This window comes from Rhodanobacter sp. IGA1.0, from assembly GCF_040208325.1.
Classification (GTDB): domain Bacteria; phylum Pseudomonadota; class Gammaproteobacteria; order Xanthomonadales; family Rhodanobacteraceae; genus Rhodanobacter; species Rhodanobacter spathiphylli.
In genome coordinates, this window is record NZ_CP157948.1 from 2226447 (window position 1) to 2242217 (window position 15771).

At 68.9% G+C, this 15771-nt stretch carries 16 protein-coding genes and 1 tRNA gene; 5 read left to right on the forward strand and 12 right to left on the reverse strand.

What is annotated here, in order from left to right; genetic code table 11:
• Position 1 precedes the first annotated feature (1 nt).
• The 4 genes from ABNK63_RS10055 to ABNK63_RS10070 all read right to left on the reverse strand — a co-directional run bounded on the left by ABNK63_RS10055 (position 2) and on the right by ABNK63_RS10070 (position 3464).
• Positions 2-769 carry a class I SAM-dependent methyltransferase gene (locus ABNK63_RS10055; RefSeq protein WP_350015532.1) on the reverse strand — a complete coding sequence of 256 codons (768 nt, stop codon included), beginning with the start codon at positions 767-769 and terminating at the stop codon, positions 2-4.
• Entirely contained in the window at positions 762-1535 is a 774-nt protein-coding gene (locus ABNK63_RS10060; RefSeq protein WP_350015533.1) for an SDR family oxidoreductase, read from the reverse strand. Before ABNK63_RS10060 ends, ABNK63_RS10055 begins: the two co-directional genes overlap by 8 nt.
• Before the next feature lie 6 nt (positions 1536-1541).
• A complete protein-coding gene (locus ABNK63_RS10065; RefSeq protein ID WP_007805844.1) occupies positions 1542-1844 on the reverse strand; it encodes a DUF4190 domain-containing protein in 303 nt (100 codons plus the stop codon).
• Positions 1845-1928: 84 nt separating this feature from the next.
• Positions 1929-3464, reverse strand: coding sequence for an aldehyde dehydrogenase family protein (locus ABNK63_RS10070; protein ID WP_007805846.1), 1536 nt, complete (start codon positions 3462-3464; stop codon positions 1929-1931).
• A gap of 145 nt (positions 3465-3609) precedes the next feature.
• Between ABNK63_RS10070 and ABNK63_RS10075 the strand changes: the two genes are divergently transcribed.
• Positions 3610-3686: transfer RNA gene (locus ABNK63_RS10075), tRNA-Arg, on the forward strand.
• 47 nt (positions 3687-3733) lie between these two features.
• Here ABNK63_RS10075 and ABNK63_RS10080 read toward each other — a convergent pair.
• On the reverse strand, positions 3734-5293 hold the full coding sequence (locus tag ABNK63_RS10080; RefSeq protein WP_350015534.1) for a protein adenylyltransferase SelO: 1560 nt from the start codon (positions 5291-5293) through the stop codon (positions 3734-3736).
• A gap of 82 nt (positions 5294-5375) precedes the next feature.
• Positions 5376-6122, reverse strand: a complete 747-nt coding sequence (locus tag ABNK63_RS10085; RefSeq protein ID WP_350015535.1) for a lytic transglycosylase domain-containing protein — start codon at positions 6120-6122, stop codon at positions 5376-5378.
• Between the two features lie 572 nt (positions 6123-6694).
• Between ABNK63_RS10085 and ABNK63_RS10090 the strand changes: the two genes are divergently transcribed.
• Complete coding sequence (locus ABNK63_RS10090; protein WP_350015536.1) at positions 6695-7285, forward strand: DUF1415 domain-containing protein; 591 nt, start codon at positions 6695-6697, stop codon at positions 7283-7285.
• 46 nt (positions 7286-7331) lie between these two features.
• The gene (locus ABNK63_RS10095; RefSeq protein WP_007805856.1) at positions 7332-7676 is read left to right on the forward strand and encodes a YkgJ family cysteine cluster protein; all 345 of its coding nucleotides are present in this window, start codon (positions 7332-7334) and stop codon (positions 7674-7676) included.
• A 3-nt stretch (positions 7677-7679) separates the two neighbouring features.
• Here ABNK63_RS10095 and ABNK63_RS10100 read toward each other — a convergent pair whose 3' ends face one another.
• From ABNK63_RS10100 to ABNK63_RS10115, 4 genes are all read right to left on the reverse strand, one after another.
• Positions 7680-8381, reverse strand: a complete 702-nt coding sequence (locus ABNK63_RS10100; protein ID WP_007805859.1) for a pseudouridine synthase — start codon at positions 8379-8381, stop codon at positions 7680-7682.
• Positions 8378-9448 (reverse strand): methyltransferase, encoded by a 1071-nt coding sequence (locus ABNK63_RS10105; protein ID WP_350015537.1) that lies wholly within the window; start codon positions 9446-9448, stop codon positions 8378-8380. Before ABNK63_RS10105 ends, ABNK63_RS10100 begins: the two co-directional genes overlap by 4 nt.
• A 79-nt stretch (positions 9449-9527) precedes the next feature.
• Positions 9528-11528 carry an oligopeptide transporter, OPT family gene (locus ABNK63_RS10110; RefSeq protein ID WP_007805863.1) on the reverse strand — a complete coding sequence of 667 codons (2001 nt, stop codon included), beginning with the start codon at positions 11526-11528 and terminating at the stop codon, positions 9528-9530.
• Positions 11529-11588: 60 nt separating this feature from the next.
• Positions 11589-12518, reverse strand: coding sequence for a pseudouridine synthase (locus tag ABNK63_RS10115; protein ID WP_007805865.1), 930 nt, complete (start codon positions 12516-12518; stop codon positions 11589-11591).
• Positions 12519-12582: 64 nt separating this feature from the next.
• On the opposite strand from ABNK63_RS10115, the gene ABNK63_RS10120 reads away from it, so the two are divergent.
• Both ABNK63_RS10120 and ABNK63_RS10125 read left to right on the forward strand, forming a co-directional pair.
• On the forward strand, positions 12583-13140 hold the full coding sequence (locus ABNK63_RS10120) for a YaeQ family protein (RefSeq protein ID WP_007805867.1): 558 nt from the start codon (positions 12583-12585) through the stop codon (positions 13138-13140).
• Positions 13141-13279: 139 nt separating this feature from the next.
• A complete protein-coding gene (locus tag ABNK63_RS10125) occupies positions 13280-13714 on the forward strand; it encodes an FKBP-type peptidyl-prolyl cis-trans isomerase (protein ID WP_350015538.1) in 435 nt (144 codons plus the stop codon).
• Between the two features lie 101 nt (positions 13715-13815).
• On the opposite strand, the gene ABNK63_RS10130 is transcribed toward ABNK63_RS10125, so the two are convergent.
• Complete coding sequence (locus ABNK63_RS10130) at positions 13816-14673, reverse strand: PA4780 family RIO1-like protein kinase (RefSeq protein ID WP_056718193.1); 858 nt, start codon at positions 14671-14673, stop codon at positions 13816-13818.
• 61 nt (positions 14674-14734) lie between these two features.
• Entirely contained in the window at positions 14735-15730 is a 996-nt protein-coding gene (locus ABNK63_RS10135; protein WP_350015539.1) for an LLM class flavin-dependent oxidoreductase, read from the reverse strand.
• Positions 15731-15771: the final 41 nt, after the last annotated feature.

Consider the following 15771-nt stretch of genomic DNA (forward strand, 5'->3'; position numbering starts at 1 on the left):
ATCAGACCGGTTGGCCCGCGAAGATGCGGGTGTCGTAATCGAAGCTTACCGTGCCGTCTTCGGCGCAGTTGTCGAACAGTTCGCGCAGCGCCTGCAGCATCGGTTCATGCTGCGGATGTCCCGCCTGCGGCGCATACGAGGACGACATCAAACGCCCGCGCAGCGCGTCGAAATCCAGCCGCTGGCCGTGCCCGAAACTGGCGCTGCCGCGGTAGCCGGCGCCGAACCAGACGCGCATGTGTGCATCGTCGGCGTAACGCTCGGCCACGCTGGTGTAGTCGGTGCCGAAGCGCAGCAGCAAGGCCTCGTAGCCCTCGAGGAAGCGCGTGCCGGTGAGCCGGCGCGAATTCCACCAGATCGCCACCAGCCCTTGCGGCCGCAGGATGCGCGCGAATTCGCGCCGTGCCGCCACCTCGTCGAACCAGTGGAATGCCTGCGCCACGGTGACCAGATCCACGCTGGCATCGGCCAGCTTGGTGGCGTCGGCGCGGCCGTCGACGGCATCGAAGCGGTCGTACCTGCGCAGCCATTGTTCGGCGGCACCGCGCATCGGCGCATTCGGCTCCACCGCCGTCACACGGTAACCCGCATCGAGGAACATCTTCGAGGAGATGCCGGTGCCCGCACCCACGTCGGCCACGTGCCAGTGGCGGTCCACGCCCTGCTCGCGCTGCAGCCAGTCGAGCAGCGCCACGGGATAGTCGGGGCGATAGCGCACGTAGTCGTCGACGCGATCGCTGAAGCGAGTGGTGGACTGGAAGTCAGCCACTGAGCATCTGCCCGCCGTCGACGACCAGGGTCTGGCCGGTGATCCAGCCCGCGAACGGCGAAGCGAGGAACAGCGCGGCGTGGGCGATTTCCTCCGGCGTGCCGAAGCGGCCGAACGGAATCTTCGCCAGCGTGGCGCGGTACAACTCCGGCTGCTCCACCCGGCGCCGCTCCCACAGGCCATCGGCGAACGCGATCGACCCCGGCGCGATCGCGTTGACGCGGATGCGCTCGCCGGCCAGCGCCAGCGCCTGCGAGGTGGTGTACTGGCTCAGCGCCGCCTTCATCGCGGCATAAGCTGCGCCGTTCGCACGCGGGCGGAAGGCCGCGATCGAGCTGGTGTGCAGGATGCAGCCGTGGGCCGACGCCTTGAGATGCGGCAACGCCGCGCGCGAGGCGCGCACCGCGGCCATCAGGTCGACGTTGAAACCGGCCAGCCAGCTCTCGTCGCCTTCGTCGAAGCCGTAACCGCTGGCGTTGTTGACCAGCACGTCGATGCCGCCGAGCGCGTCGGCGGCATTCGCCACATAAGCTTCGATCGCCGAGGCGTCGGCCAGGTCGCAACCTTGCGCGTGGGCGACCACGCCGTGGGCCGCCATCGCCTGGCGAGTTTCTTCGAGAGCTGTTGCGCCACGGGCGCAGATGGAGACCCCGGCGCCAGCGGCGGCAAAACCCAGCGCGATGCTGCGCCCGATGCCACGGCTGCCACCAGCCACGACGACGCGATAGCCGCGGAAATCGAACGGAGCCGGCAGCGCCTTGTGCATGCGCCGTCAGTGCCAGCCGGCAAACGCGAAACCGAAGATCAGCACCGCCATCAGCAGGAAGATGCCCAGCACGCACAAGGCCAGCTGGACGTAGCCGAGCACCAGCCCGGCCACCGCCATGCCGTCACCGTCCATGCGGTTGTCGATCGGGCTGCGGCGGATCTCGCCGCGCGCCAGGTGACCGCAGACGATCGCCACCAGCGCACCGATGAACGGCAGCAAGATCCACGTCAGGATGCCGAACACCAGGCTCACCACCGCCAGAGAACTGGTCGTGTTGCCCGGGCGATAAGACGGTTGATAGCTCATCGTTCGCTCACTCGTGAGGGAGGTGGCACAACGCCTTCATGCATCGGACGGCCACGGGCGGCGAACGCCCGTGGCCGACTTTCGTCACACCGTGAACTTGATGCCCTGCGCCAGCGGCAGCGCGTCGGAGTAGTTGATGGTGTTGGTCTGGCGGCGCATGTAGACCTTCCACGCATCCGAACCGGACTCGCGGCCGCCGCCGGTTTCCTTCTCGCCGCCGAACGCGCCGCCGATCTCCGCACCCGAGGTGCCGATGTTGACGTTGGCGATGCCGCAATCCGAACCGGCCGCCGACAGGAACTGCTCGCCCGCGCGCAGGCTGTTGGTGAAGATCGACGAGGACAGGCCCTGCGGCACGTCGTTCTGCATGTCGATCGCTTCGTCCAGCGTCTTGAACGGCATCACGTAGAGGATCGGCGCGAACGTCTCGGTCTGCACCACGTCGTCGGAATTCTTCACGCCGGTGACGATGGTCGGCAGCACGAAGTTGCCCTTGCGATCGGTCAGCGCCTTGCCGCCGGTACGCACGGTGCCGCCGGCGGCCTTGGCGTTCTCCACGGCCTTCAGGTAACCCTGCACCGCTTCCTGGCTGTTCAGCGGGCCCATCAGCGTGGTGGCCAGGGTCGGGTCGCCGATCTTGCCCTCGACCTGCTGGTAGGCCTTGACCAGGGTGTCGACCACGCCGTCGAAGATCGACTCGTGCACGAACAGGCGGCGCGTGGTGGTGCAGCGCTGGCCGGCGGTGCCGACGGCGCCGAACACGATGCCCGGGATCGCCAGCTTCAGGTCGGCGGTTTCATCGAGGATGATCGCGTTGTTGCCGCCCAGCTCCAGCAGCGAGCGGCCCATGCGCTGCGCCACGCGCTCGCCGACCATGCGGCCGACCTTGGTCGAGCCGGTGAAGCTGATCAGCGGGATGCGCTTGTCGTCGACGAAGGCCTGCGCCAAGTCGCTGCCGGCATCGTTGAACAGGAAGAACAGGTCGGGGAAGCCGGCGTCCTTCAGTGCCTCGTTGCAGATCTTCATCGTGGCGATCGCCGACAGCGGCGTCTTCGGCGACGGCTTCCAGATGCAGATGTCGCCGGCGATGGTGGCCAGCATGGCGTTCCACGCCCACACCGCGACCGGGAAGTTGAACGCGCTGATGATGCCGACCAGGCCCAGCGGATGGTACTGGTCGTACATGCGGTGGCCGGGGCGCTCCGAATGCATGGTCGAGCCGTACATCATGCGGCTCTGGCCCACCGCGAAGTCGGCGATATCGATCATCTCCTGCACTTCGCCGTCGCCCTCGGGCTTGATCTTGCCCATCTCCAGCGCCACCAGCGAACCGAGCGCGTCCTTGTGCTTGCGCAGCGCTTCGCCGCACAGGCGCACCGCTTCGCCACGCTGCGGCGCAGGCGTGGTGCGCCACACCTTGAACGCGGCCTGGGCGCGCTGGACGATCACTTCATAATCGGCGGCGCTGGACGCATGCACGGTGCCGAGCACTTCGCCGGTGGCCGGATTCACCGGCTGCAGCGCGCCGGCGTCGGTGGTCTTCGACCACTCGCCCTGGCCGAGGTAGCTGCCGGACTGCTCGCCGTCGAGGCCGAGCGCGCTGAGGATTGCATGGGACATGGATGTCTCCTGGACATGCGGCGCCTGCCGGCACCGTGAATGAAATCGGTAATTCGCCATTCTAGCAGGGGCAACCGCCTTGCTCCCTCCCCTGCACGCAGGGGGAGCAGCAGAACCGCGCAATCCATGCGAAAATCCCGGCGCTGCCCTCGTAGCTCAGTTGGATAGAGCGGCCCCCTCCTAAGGGGCAGGTCGGACGTTCGAATCGTCTCGAGGGCACCATTTTCCCAGCACGAAGGCCGGCATCGCCGGCCTTCGTGCTTTCCGGATCAGGAGCTGCACGACAGCATCGAGCAGCCGGCCTTGTGCCGCGCCCAGTCCGGACGCCTCTGCGCGAACGCCTCGCGGCCGGGCTGGTCGTCGTACGGGTGGCGCAACACGTCGAGCAGCTCGGTGATGCCGTCGAGGTCGCCCTGCCCGGCCCGGTCGATCGCCTGCTGCGCCAGGTAATTGCGCAACACGTAACGGGGGTTGGCCCGGCGCATCTGCTTTCGACGCTGTCCCGCCGGCAACGGATCGTCGGCCAGCCGCGCCGCGTAGCGGCGCAGCCAGTCGTCGAGCGCCGGCGCGGCCGCGCGACGTTTCGCCTCGTCGTAGAAAGCCGCGGCGAATGGCGCCAGCGTGGGTGACGACACATCGACGTCGGCGAGTGCGCGAAACCACAGCGTCATGTCGATCTCGGCCTGCTGCAGCAGGGACTGCAACGACTGCATCAGGGCCACGTCGTCATCGCGGCATTCGGCGAACCCGAGTTTTGCGGCGACATTCGCCCGATCGGCAGCGGCATGGGCGGCCGCGTAGCGATCCAGCCCCGCCTGCAGCGGCGCCACGTCGGCGAACAGCGGCGCCAGCGCGCCGGCCAGCCGGCTCAGGTTCCACCAGGCCACGTCCGGCTGCTGGCCGAAGCGGTAGCGGCGACGCTGTGCGTCGGTGGTGTTCGGCGTCCAGTCCGGATCGTAGTTGTCGATCCAGCCGTACGGACCGTAGTCGATGGTGAGGCCGAGGATCGACATGTTGTCGGTGTTCATCACGCCGTGCACGAAACCCACGCGCATCCAGTGCGCCACCATCGCGGCGGTGCGCTCGCAGACCTGGGCAAACCACTCCGCGTACAGCGCCTCGCCCTGCCCCTGCAGTTGGGGGAAATCACGGCGGATGGTGAACTCGACCAACTGCCGCAGCAACCCGATGTCGCCGCGCGATGCCGGCAGTTCGAAGTTGCCGAAGCGGAGGAACGAAGGCGCCGCGCGGCAGACGATGGCGCCCGGCTCGGTGGCCGCGTTGCCGTCGTAGAACATGTCGCGCAGCACCGGCTCGCCGGTGCCGACCAGGCTCAGCGCCCGCGTGGTGGGCACGCCCAGGTGGTGCATCGCCTCGCTGCACAGGAATTCGCGCACCGACGAGCGCAGCACCGCGCGGCCATCCGCGCCGCGCGAGTACGGCGTCAGTCCGGCGCCTTTCAGCTGCAGTTCCCAACGCTCGCCGGCCGCGTTGATCACTTCGCCCAGCGAGATCGCCCGGCCATCGCCCAGCTGCCCGGCCCAGTGGCCGAACTGGTGGCCGCCGTAGTTCGCCGCATACGGCTGCATGCCGTCGAGCAGCGCGTTGCCACCGAACAGTTGCGCGAACTCCGGCGCGCCGACTTCGGCTTCACTGAAGCCCAGCGTGGCGGCCATCTCCGCCGAATGCGCCAGCAGCCGCGGCGCAGCCACCGGCGTGGGATCGACCCGCGAATACAGCGCGCCTTCGACCTGGCGCAGCCCTGCACCCTGCTGCGGATCACCCGGCAGGTCGCGGACGAAGGCGTTGTCGAAGTGCAGCTGGAACATGCGTGAGGTGACCGCGGGAGGTGCTGCCTATATCCGGGCGACCGCCCCGCGATGCAAGGCGCTCGTCTGCGACCGGAGGAACCTAGCGCGCCACCGGCCCCTGCCTGGCCGACTTGCGATGCTGCGCCTTCAGCCGGTCGTAGACGGTCAGCACGGCCGTGCCGTAACCCCTGGCCAGGCTGGGCGTGCGGCTGTGGTAATAGCCCACACCCATCACCCGATCGCGGGTGCGGCGCATGCCGTCGCGCAGGATCTTTGCCCCGACGGTGATGTTGGTGCGCGGATCGAGCAGGGTCAGCGGGTCGCGCACCGCGTCGCGGTGCATCGGGTAATAGACCTGCATGATGCCCACGTCCTGCACCGCCGAACCGAACTGGCTGGCTGCGGCCATCTGCAGTTGCACGTGCTGGCGATCGCCCCGCACCAGATGGTCGTCGACGCGGAACAGCCACGGCGTCGGCGCCACCCGGCCGTCCGGATACAGCGACTTCGACTCCACCAGCGCCACGCTGTACAGCAGCAGCGGGTCGATGCCGTAGGTCTTGCCCACCTGGGCCCACAGGCTGTGGCGCGAGCGGATGTCCAGGTCGGGCTCGGCGATCGGCATCATCAGGTCCATCGTGCTGACTTCGCTGAGCAGGCGATCGGCGGACGGCGCGGGAGGCGTCCGCTGTTCCGCGGCATACGGCGGGATCGCCGGAGCCGCCGCCGGAGCGGTCACCACCCTGGGCGGCACGGCCGTGACCAGGGTCGGTGCTGCGGGCGCCGGTGGCGCCGTCGCGGGAGCCGTCGCATGCCCGGGATAGCGCACGCCGGCAAAGCCGATCACTGCCGCAAGACACGCCGCGGCCAGCAGTGCCGGCGCAAGGTGGCGTGGCGCCGGTGGCAGGGAGGCGGAGGCGAAAGCCCACCCGCGCGCCGCAAAGTGACGCCAGGCGGCGAACGCTGCCGTCCATCGTCCACGACGGTCCGGCACTTCGCGTGGCGTCGATTCGCGGCGCCGACGCACCAGCGCATGCCGCGCCGGAACGGGCGGGGCCGGCCTGGCCCGGGGATCGGGCCGGCGCTGCGGTCCGCGGAAACGACTCGCCGGCGGCGCGCACGCGGTCGCCGCCGCGGCGCGCGCCACGGCGGGGCGAGGAGCTTCCGGCTTTTCGCCGGGCACCAGGTGGGTCGCACCTGTCATCCGGCCGCTCGAACCATCCACGAATCCATCCTAACCATGCGACCGGGCAACGCCGCGTTCAGCGGTGGCCGGCGAAGGGAAACCTTCACCCAAGCAAGCCGCGTGCCCGGAATGCGTCGGACATCATCGCACGTCATCTGCGCGCCGCAGCCAGTCCGTGCCGGTGGCCCGCCCGCAACGGCTATAGTCGGGCTCGTCCCCGAACCGGAAATCGCATGATCCCGTCCCCCGCCAACGAGCTGAACGCCGACGCCCTGCCCGGGGACGCGCCCTACCTGGCGGCCACCACGCGCTGGCTGGAACGGGCGGTGATCGGGCTGAACCTGTGTCCGTTCGCCCGCGCGCCCCACGTCCAGGGCAAGCTGCGCATGCGGGTGAGCCAGGCGCGCGACACCGACGCGCTGCTGGACGACCTCTGCGGCGAGCTGCAGTCGCTCAACGCGCTGACGCCGGAGGAATGCGAGACCGGCCTGCTGATCCATCCGTTCGTGCTGGGCGATTTCCTCGACTACAACGACTTCCTCGACGTGGCCGACGCAGCCGTGCAGACGCTGGGACTGGAAGGCGAATGGCAGGTGGCCAGCTTCCATCCGCAGTACCAGTTCGCCGACAGCGACGCGGACGACGTGGAGAACTTCAGCAACCGATCCCCCTTCCCCACCCTGCACCTGTTGCGCGAAGCCAGCGTCGAACGCGCGATGGAACAGATGAGCGACACCGACGCGATCTACCGGCGCAACCTGGAAACCCTGCGCCGGCTGGGTGCGGATGGCTGGCAGGCGCTGTGGAAGGACAAGGCGGGCTGATCGCCGCCTCAACATCCTGTTCATCGCGGCAGTGCCAAGCTGGCGCATGAATCCCTCCCGCGCACAGCCCCTCGACCGTTACGCCGAAAGCATCGACCCCGGCGTCCACTGCAACACCTGCGAAGCCGTGTGCTGCCGCCTCACCGTGGTGCTGATGCCCGACGACCGCGTGCCCACCTGGCTGATCGATCGCGACGAACACGGCATGGAAACCCTGGCCAAGGGCGAGGACGGCTGGTGCGCGGCGGTCGACCCGAACACGTCGGGCTGCACCATCTACGACGAACGCCCGGGCATCTGCCGCAAGTTCGCGATGGGCAGCCCCAGCTGCCGCGACGAGCGGCACAAGTGGTTCGGCGCCACGATCCCCACCGCGGTGCACATGCTGTAGGCGCTAGGGCGCGAAGATCAGCGCGACCTCGTCGGCATCCAGCGCACGCCATTCGCCCAGCGGCAGCTCGCCCAACGCGAGCCTGCCCACCGAGATCCGTTGCAGGGTCTCGACATGGTTGCCGGTGGCGGCAAACATCCGCCGCACCTGGTGGTAGCGGCCCTCGGTGACGCTGAGCCGGGCATGGCGCGGGCCCAGCACTTCAAGGTTCGCCGGCGCCAGCGGCTCCTTCTCCGATTCCAGCATCAGGCTGCCGCTGGCGAACAGCGCGCCTTCGTCGCCGCGCAGATCCTGCGCCAGCGTCGCCTCGTAGACCTTGGTCACCTGCGCCTTCGGCGAAATGATCCGGTGCAGCAGCGCACCGTCGTCGGTGAACAGCAGCAGGCCGGAGGTGTCCCGATCGAGCCGGCCCACGCTGGACAGCGCCGGCGAGCGCACGCTGTAGCGCGGCGGCAACAGGTCGTAGACCACCCGTCCCGGGTCCTTGCGCGAGCAGGTGACGCCCAGCGGCTTGTTCAGCATCAGCACCAGGCCGGGCGGCGGATCGAGCGGTTCGTCGTCGACGCGGATGGTCTCGTACGGCACCACGTCGTCGGCGTACAGCACTTCGCCATCGGCATCGGTGATGCGGCCGGAACGGAACAGCGCCGTGACATCCTTGCGGCTGCCATAACCCAGGTTGGCGATCAGCTTGACCAGTTTCATCCCCGCACCCCCACCGCTTCGATCACCTTGAATCCTTCCTGCACGACCAGCGTGCGCGCTTCATGAAAACGCGAGGCCAGCACGGCCTCGTAGGGCAGATGCCGATTGGCCACCAGCAACAGGCGCCCGTCCGGCTGCAGCGCCTCGGCCGCGCTGACGATAAAGGCGCGGCCCAGTTCGGGCAGGTCGGCGCGGCCCTGGTGGAACGGCGGATTGCTGACGATCGCGTCGTAGCGCTGCGCCAGTCCCCGGGTGACGTCATGCCAGTACACCGCCACCGCGAGTTCCCTGCCGGCTTCGCGTTTCGCCCGGGTCAGGTTGAGCCGCGCCGGCTCCAGCGCGCGCGCCTCGGCCTCGTACAGGTCGATCGCCTGCACTCGCGGGCAGCGCGCGATGACCTGGGTGGAAAGATAACCGTAGCCGCCGCCGAGATCGGCCACGCTGCCGCGCAAATCCACCGGCAGATGCGCGGCCAGCAGCGCCGAGGCGCGATCGATGCGATCCCAGGCGAACAGGCCGGGGCGGCTGATGTAGCCGTCCATGATTTCGCGCGGTGCATCCAGCGCCAGCCACTCGGCCAGCACGGCCCGGTCCACGGTGTCGGCAGACAGCGTGCTCCAGAACACCCGGCACTTGTGCTTGGACTGGTGCTGCACGGGCCCGGCCAGTTTCGCCAGGTCCGCCTCGCCCGACTTCGCGCCCTCGGCATTCGGCATCGCCGCCAGCAGCACGCCGCCGGCCGCCACGTGCTGCAACGCGCGGGCGAACAGCGCACGGGCTTCGTCGCGCTGGCGCGGTGGCAGCAGCAGCACCAGCGAAAATTTCTCGTCGGCCGCCGGCTCGCCCACGCGCAGGCCGTTGCGCGCCAGCTCGTCGGCAAACGGCAAAAAGCCCTGCTCGAACAGCCAGCCCGGCTGCGCCATCTCGCGCAGCCGCACGCCGGCGCGGGCGCGCAGGAACAGCACGCGACCGTCCGCCGGCAAGGACAACTCGCCGGACTCGAACGGCACGAACAGGGCCGCCAGCGCCGCATCCGGCGCGGCAGCGGAAACTCCGGCAGCCGTCACGTCAACCCTCGACCATCAAAAACGATGGCGGCATTGTACGGGGCGGCACCCGGGTGCCGCCCCGCGCTCCACAGCCCCCTCAACCGGCCGTCGGCGCACGGCCCAGTCGGGCGACCCAGCGATACAACGCCACGTTGACCGCGATGAAGGCGATGCCGCCGATCCAGATCGCCGCATTGGCGAAGCCGCTGCCGACCAGGGCCAGCGGCGCCTCCTTGCCGGAGAACACCACGATCGCGGCGATCACCACGCCGATGATGCTCTCGCCCACGATCATGCCCGAGGCCAGCAGCACGCCCAGTTGCTTGGTCGCCTCCGGGTCACGCGCACGGTCGGCGCGCTTGTCGAAGTACCAGCCGACGATCGCGCCGACCACCACCATCAACGTGGTCGAGGTCGGCAGGTAGATGCCCAGGCCCACCGCCAGCGGCGGCAGCGAGGCGGACTTGCTGCTGCGCCCCAGCACCGCGTCGATGATGATCAGCGCCACGCCGATCGCGCCGCCCAGGATGATCAGGCTCCAGTCGATGTTGCCCTGGATCACGCCCTGCGCCAGCGCGGAGATCAGTCCGGCCTGGGGAGCGGCCAGCGCCCGCGCGGGGTCGACGCCCGGCATGCCGGCGAAACCGTAAGCCTGGTTGACCAGATCCAGCACCGGCGGGATCACCGCCGCGCCCACCAGCACGCCGGCGACCAGCGCCACCTGCTGCTTCCACGGCGTGGCGTCGACCAGCTGGCCGGTCTTCAGGTCCTGCAGGTTGTTGTTGGCGATGGTCGCCACCGAAAACACGATCGAGGTGGCGAACAGCGCGAACGCCACCAGCCCCTTGCCCGCGCTGACCGGCAGCTGCGACTGCACGCCGGCGACCAGCAACAGCGCCGCCACGATCACCACCAGGATGCCCACGCCCGACAGCGGGCTGTTCGACGAACCGATCAGGCCGGCCATGTAGCCGCACACCGCCGAGACCAGGAAACCCATCACCACCACGAACACCAGGCCGCCGGCCAGCAGCAGGCCCAGATGGTCGCCCAGGCCGGTATCGCCGGCGAAATCACCCAGCAGCCAGGCGATCGGCAGCAGGCACAGCAGGCTGACCAGGCCGACGATGCCGATCGGCATGTCCAGCTCGGTACGGGGCAGGCTGGCGCCCTGGCCGGACTTGCGCGCCCGTGACGAGGCCATCGCCGCGGCGAGTCCGCCGATCACCGGCTTGACCAGCTTGGCCAGCGTCCAGATCGCCGCCACGCCGATCGTGCCGGCGCCGATGAAGCGCACCTTGCTGCTCCACGCCGCCTGCGCCACGTCCGCCGCGGCACCGGTGGCACCGAGCAGCCCGGTGTAATGCGGCACCGCCCAGCCCCATGCGATCACCGCGCCGAACAACATGGCAAGGCCGACCCACAGCCCGACCAGATGCCCGACTGCCAGCAGCGCGAAGGAAAGATTGAAGTCGTAGCCGGTCGCCGAGCCGCGATCGTCGAGGCGGAAATACTGCGCCACGTTGCTGCCGAACACGCGGGTGGCCACCACGATGGCGAACAGTGCCGAGACCACCGAACCGCCCATCACGGCGAGCAGGCCGGCCTTGCTGCCCTCCTCCGCGGTGGATTCCGCATCGTCGCCGCCGCCCACCTTCAGCACCTCGGCGCAGGCCACGCCCTCGGGATACGGCAGGTTGGAATCGGTGACCAGCGCGCGGCGCAGCGGGATCGTGTACATCACGCCAAGGATGCCGCCGGTGGCGCAGATGCCGAAGGTGATCCAGAACGGAAAGCCGGTCCACCAGCCGACCATGACCAGGCCGGGCAGCACGAAGATGATCGCCGACAAGGTGCCTGCTGACGAGGCGATCGTCTGCACGATGTTGTTTTCCTGGATCGTCGAGTTCCTGAAGTTGCGCAGGATCGCCATCGAGATCACCGCCGCCGGAATCGAGGTGGCGAAGGTCAGGCCGGCCTTGAGGCCGAAGAACACATTGGCCGCGGTGAACACCAGGGTGATCACGATGCCGATGATCAGGCCACGCACGGTCAACTCGGTGCGTGGCGCGCTGATGGAAGCTGGTTTTGCACTCACTGACGACTCTCCCCCGGATGGATGCTGCGGTGGAAGATAACGTGGAATGACCACGGGTGGTTACCGATGGCGCCAAACCGCGGGCCCGCAGGCGCCGCCCGCCTGTAGCGCCAGCGCGCTCGCGAAGTGCCGCGGCTGCCCGGACAACGGATCGACGAAGGCCAGCTCCTTCGCCAACAGTTGCAGCGGTCGAAGGTGCTCGTCGGCGGCCGGCCCGGCCAGCGCCGGATACAGGGGATCGCCGCTGATCGGCGCCCCCAGCGCGGCCATGTGCAGGCGCAACTGGTGCTTCCTTCCGGTCCGCGGAAACAGTGCATAGCGCCAGTCACCGGCGCCCCGTTCGATCACCTCGATGCGCGTCTCGCTGTTCGCCTCGCCCGCCGCCTCGCGCATCCGGAAGAACGGCTCGCCGGCAACGATGCGCGAGCGCCGCAGGTGCGGAAACGCCAGCTCGGGCAAGGCCGGCGCCAGCGCCTCGTAGCGCTTGTCGATGCGCCGCTCGCGGAACAGCGCCTGATACGCGGCGCGGCTGGCCGGGTTGGCCGAGAACAGCACCAGCCCCGCGGTGAGCCGGTCGATCCGGTGCAGCGGCACCAGCGCGGGGTTGTCCAGGCGCCGGATCAGCCGCCGCAGCAGGGTCTGTTCGACGAAGCCGCCGGCCGGCGTCACCGGCAGGAAGTGCGGCTTGTCGGCCACCACCAGGTGCTCGTCCACATGCAGCACGGTTTCGCCGAACGGGATCACCGGCTCATCCGCCACCTCGCGGTAGTAGTGGATGCGCAGCCCCACCCGGTACGGCGTCTGCGCCGTGATCGCGCCGCCCTGCACATCCAGCACGCGTCCGCGTTCGATGCGGTCCAGCCATTGCGCGCGGCTGATCGTGGCGAAGTGCGCACACAGCGCGTCGAGCACGGTCGCCCAGTGCCCCTGCGGCAGGTGCACCGTGCTGGCGCGGGCGTCACGGGTGAAGCTGGGCGTGGGCGACTTCATGCCCGCACAGTGTAGGTGCTGCACGGCGCGTACAATGGTCGGCTTGTTGTCTCCAGGTACGCCCATGGCACTGAACTCCACCATCTACAAAGTCGAACTGCAGGTCAGCGACATGGACCGGCATTACTACGCCACCCACGCGCTGACCCTGGCGCGGCATCCGTCGGAAACCGAGGAGCGCCTGATGGTGCGCCTGCTCGCGTTCGCGCTGTATGCCGAGGATCGCCTGGAATTCGGCAAGGGCATCAGCGACGAGGACGAACCGGCGCTGTGGCGCAAGGCGTATACCGACGAGATCGAGCAGTGGATCGAGGTCGGCCAGCCCGACGAGACGCGCATCCGCAAGGCCTGCGGCCGTTCGCGCCAGGTGGTGGTGATCAACTACGGCGGCAATGCGGCGGAGATCTGGTGGAACAAGAACGCCAGCGCGCTGGCCCGCAACAAGAACCTCACCGTGCTCGACATTCCCGTCGCCACGGTGGCCGAACTGGTGGCGCTGCTGCAGCGTGGCATGCGCCTGCAGGCGCTGATCCAGGACGGCCAGTTGCAGTTGATGAACGACGCCGATGCGGTGGCCGTCGAGCCGTTCAAGCGCATGGCCGCCGCCGAACTGGTGAGCTGAGCGTCTGCCACAAAGCCGAAAAACGCCGGAATTCCCTCCCCTGCTCGGCAGGGGAGGGCTGGGGTGGGGTCCACGCCGCCACAAAGCTTGCGGACACGTAATACCCTATCCCTTTCCATCCATCTTCCCGGAGTCACCCATGCGCTGGTTGCTGCCCCTGCTCACCGTGTTCGCCCTCGTCGCCTGCAGCACGCCGCCTCCGGCGCACGCCAGCGGCAAGGTCGACAAGCTCACCATCATCGACACCCGGGTCGGCACCGGCGCCGAGGCCAAGCCCGGCATGGACGTGCTGGTGCAGTACACCGGCTGGCTCTACGACGCCAGCGCCAAGGACAAGCACGGTGCGAAGTTCGACAGCTCGTACGACCACGGCGCGCCGTTCAACTTCCCGCTGGGCGCCGGCCGCGTGATCGATGGCTGGGACCAGGGCGTGGCCGGGATGAAGGTGGGTGGCAAGCGCACCCTGCTGATTCCCGCCGAGCTCGGCTACGGCGCGCGCGGCGCCGGCAGCGACATCCCGCCGAACGCCTCGCTGGTGTTCGACGTGGAACTGGTCGACGTCAGCACGCATTGACGCGCCCCACAGGCGTAGGGCGGGCTCTGCCCGCCAGCTTTTTGCTTGCGTCATGCGCGGAATGAAGCGCGGCGGGCAGTGCCCGCCCTACGCCGCGAAGCTCAGTCTTCCTGCGCCGCGGCCTCGCGCCCCTGCTGGCGGATGATCGCTTCCTCGCGCGCGTCGATGATCGACTGCATCACGCTGTCCACGTCGGCGATGGTCTCGTCGAATTCGAAGTGGCCGGTGAGTTCGCTGTCCGGGTGCAGTTCACCCAGTTCGTACAGCGCCCACATCTCCTCGCCGTAATGGGTGTCCAGCAGCTCCGGCGCGAAGCGCGACAGGCTGATGCTGATGTTGCCCACGTCACGCCGCAGCATGGTGCGGGCGTTGTTGTTGCCCGAGGCGCTGACCGCCTGCGGCAGGTCGATGATCACCGGGCCGTCCGGTCCCACCAGCACGTTGTATTCGGAAAGGTCGCCGTGGATCAGGCCCACGCACAGCATCCGCGCCACCTGCTGCATCAGGAAGCGGTGGTACTCGCGGGCGGTGTCGGCCGACAGTTCCACCTCGCCCAGCCGCGGCGCCGAGTAGCCCTCCGCGTCGGTGACCAGTTCCATCACCAGCACGCCGCTGAAATAACCGTAGGGTTTGGGCACGCGCACGCCGGCGGCGGTGAGCTGGTAGAGCGCGTCGACCTCGGCGTTCTTCCAGGCGGCCTCGGCCTCCTTGCGGCCGAACTTGGTGGCCTTGCCCATCGCGCGCATCTGCCGGCTGCCGCGCACCTTGCGGCCTTCCTGGTATTGCACGCGCGCCTGGAAACTGCGCTGGGCCATGTCCTTGTAGACCTTGGCGCAACGGATGTCCTCGCCCGAGCGGACGACGTAGACGGAGGCTTCCTTGCCGCTCTTCAGCGGTCGCAGCACCTGATCGATCACGCCTTCGTCGATCAGGTCCTGCAGGCCCTTGGGGGTTTTCATGCGTGGGAGAGCTTCGCGGTGGGAGAACAACGCCCATTATGGCCGATTGGCGCGCCGGGACTCATGCGGCCTTCAGACGATCGCGCGCCGCGGCCGCCAGCTCGAACGAACGCCGCCGCGCCCCGTGCTCGAACACGTTGGTAGTGAGCAGCAGTTCGTCCGGCCGGTGCCGCCCGATGAAGGCGGCGATGCCCTGCCCCACCGTGGCCGGATCGCCGACCACGGCACAGGCCAGCGCGCGCTCCACCATCAGCTTTTCCGGCGGCGTCCAGTACGCCTCGATGTCGTCGATCGGCGGCGGGATCAGCCCCGGCCGGCCACGACGCAGGTTGATGAAGCTCTGCTGCTGGGTGGTGAACAACCGGCGCGCCTCGGCATCGCTGTCGGCGGCGACCACGTTGATGCCCAGCATCGCGTACGGCTGCTGCAGGCGGGCGGATGGCTGGAAATGGCGCCGGTACAGCGCCAGCGCCTCGTCCATTGCGTCCGGCGCGAAGTGCGAGGCAAACGCGAACGGCAGGCCGAGCTGCGCCGACAGCTTCGCGCTGAACAGGCTGGAGCCGAGCAGCCACACCGGCACCTCGACGCCGGCGCCGGGCACCGCGCGTACCTGCTGTCCGGCCACGGCGGGCTCGAAATAGGCGAGCAGTTCCAGCACATCCTGCGGAAAGTTGTCCGCGCCATCGAAGTAGCGGCGCAAGGCGCGTGCGGTGGCCTGGTCCGTGCCCGGCGCGCGGCCCAGCCCCAGATCGATCCGGCCCGGATGCAGCGAAGCCAGCGTGCCGAACGCCTCGGCCACCTGCAGCGGCGAATGGTTGGGCAGCATGATGCCGCCGGCGCCGACGCGGATGGTCGAGGTGCCTGCGGCCACGTGGCCGATCAGCACCGCCGTCGCGGCGCTGGCGATGCCGGGCATGTTGTGGTGCTCGGCCAGCCAGTAGCGGCGATAGCCCAGCTGTTCACCCAGGCGGGCCAGGTCCAGCGTGTTGCGGAACGCCTGGCTGGCGTCGCTGCCTTCGGTCACCGGGGCCAAGTCGAGAATGGAAAACGGGATCATGTCGTGACTCGTGCCAAAACGGATGACTTCGATGTGGGGAC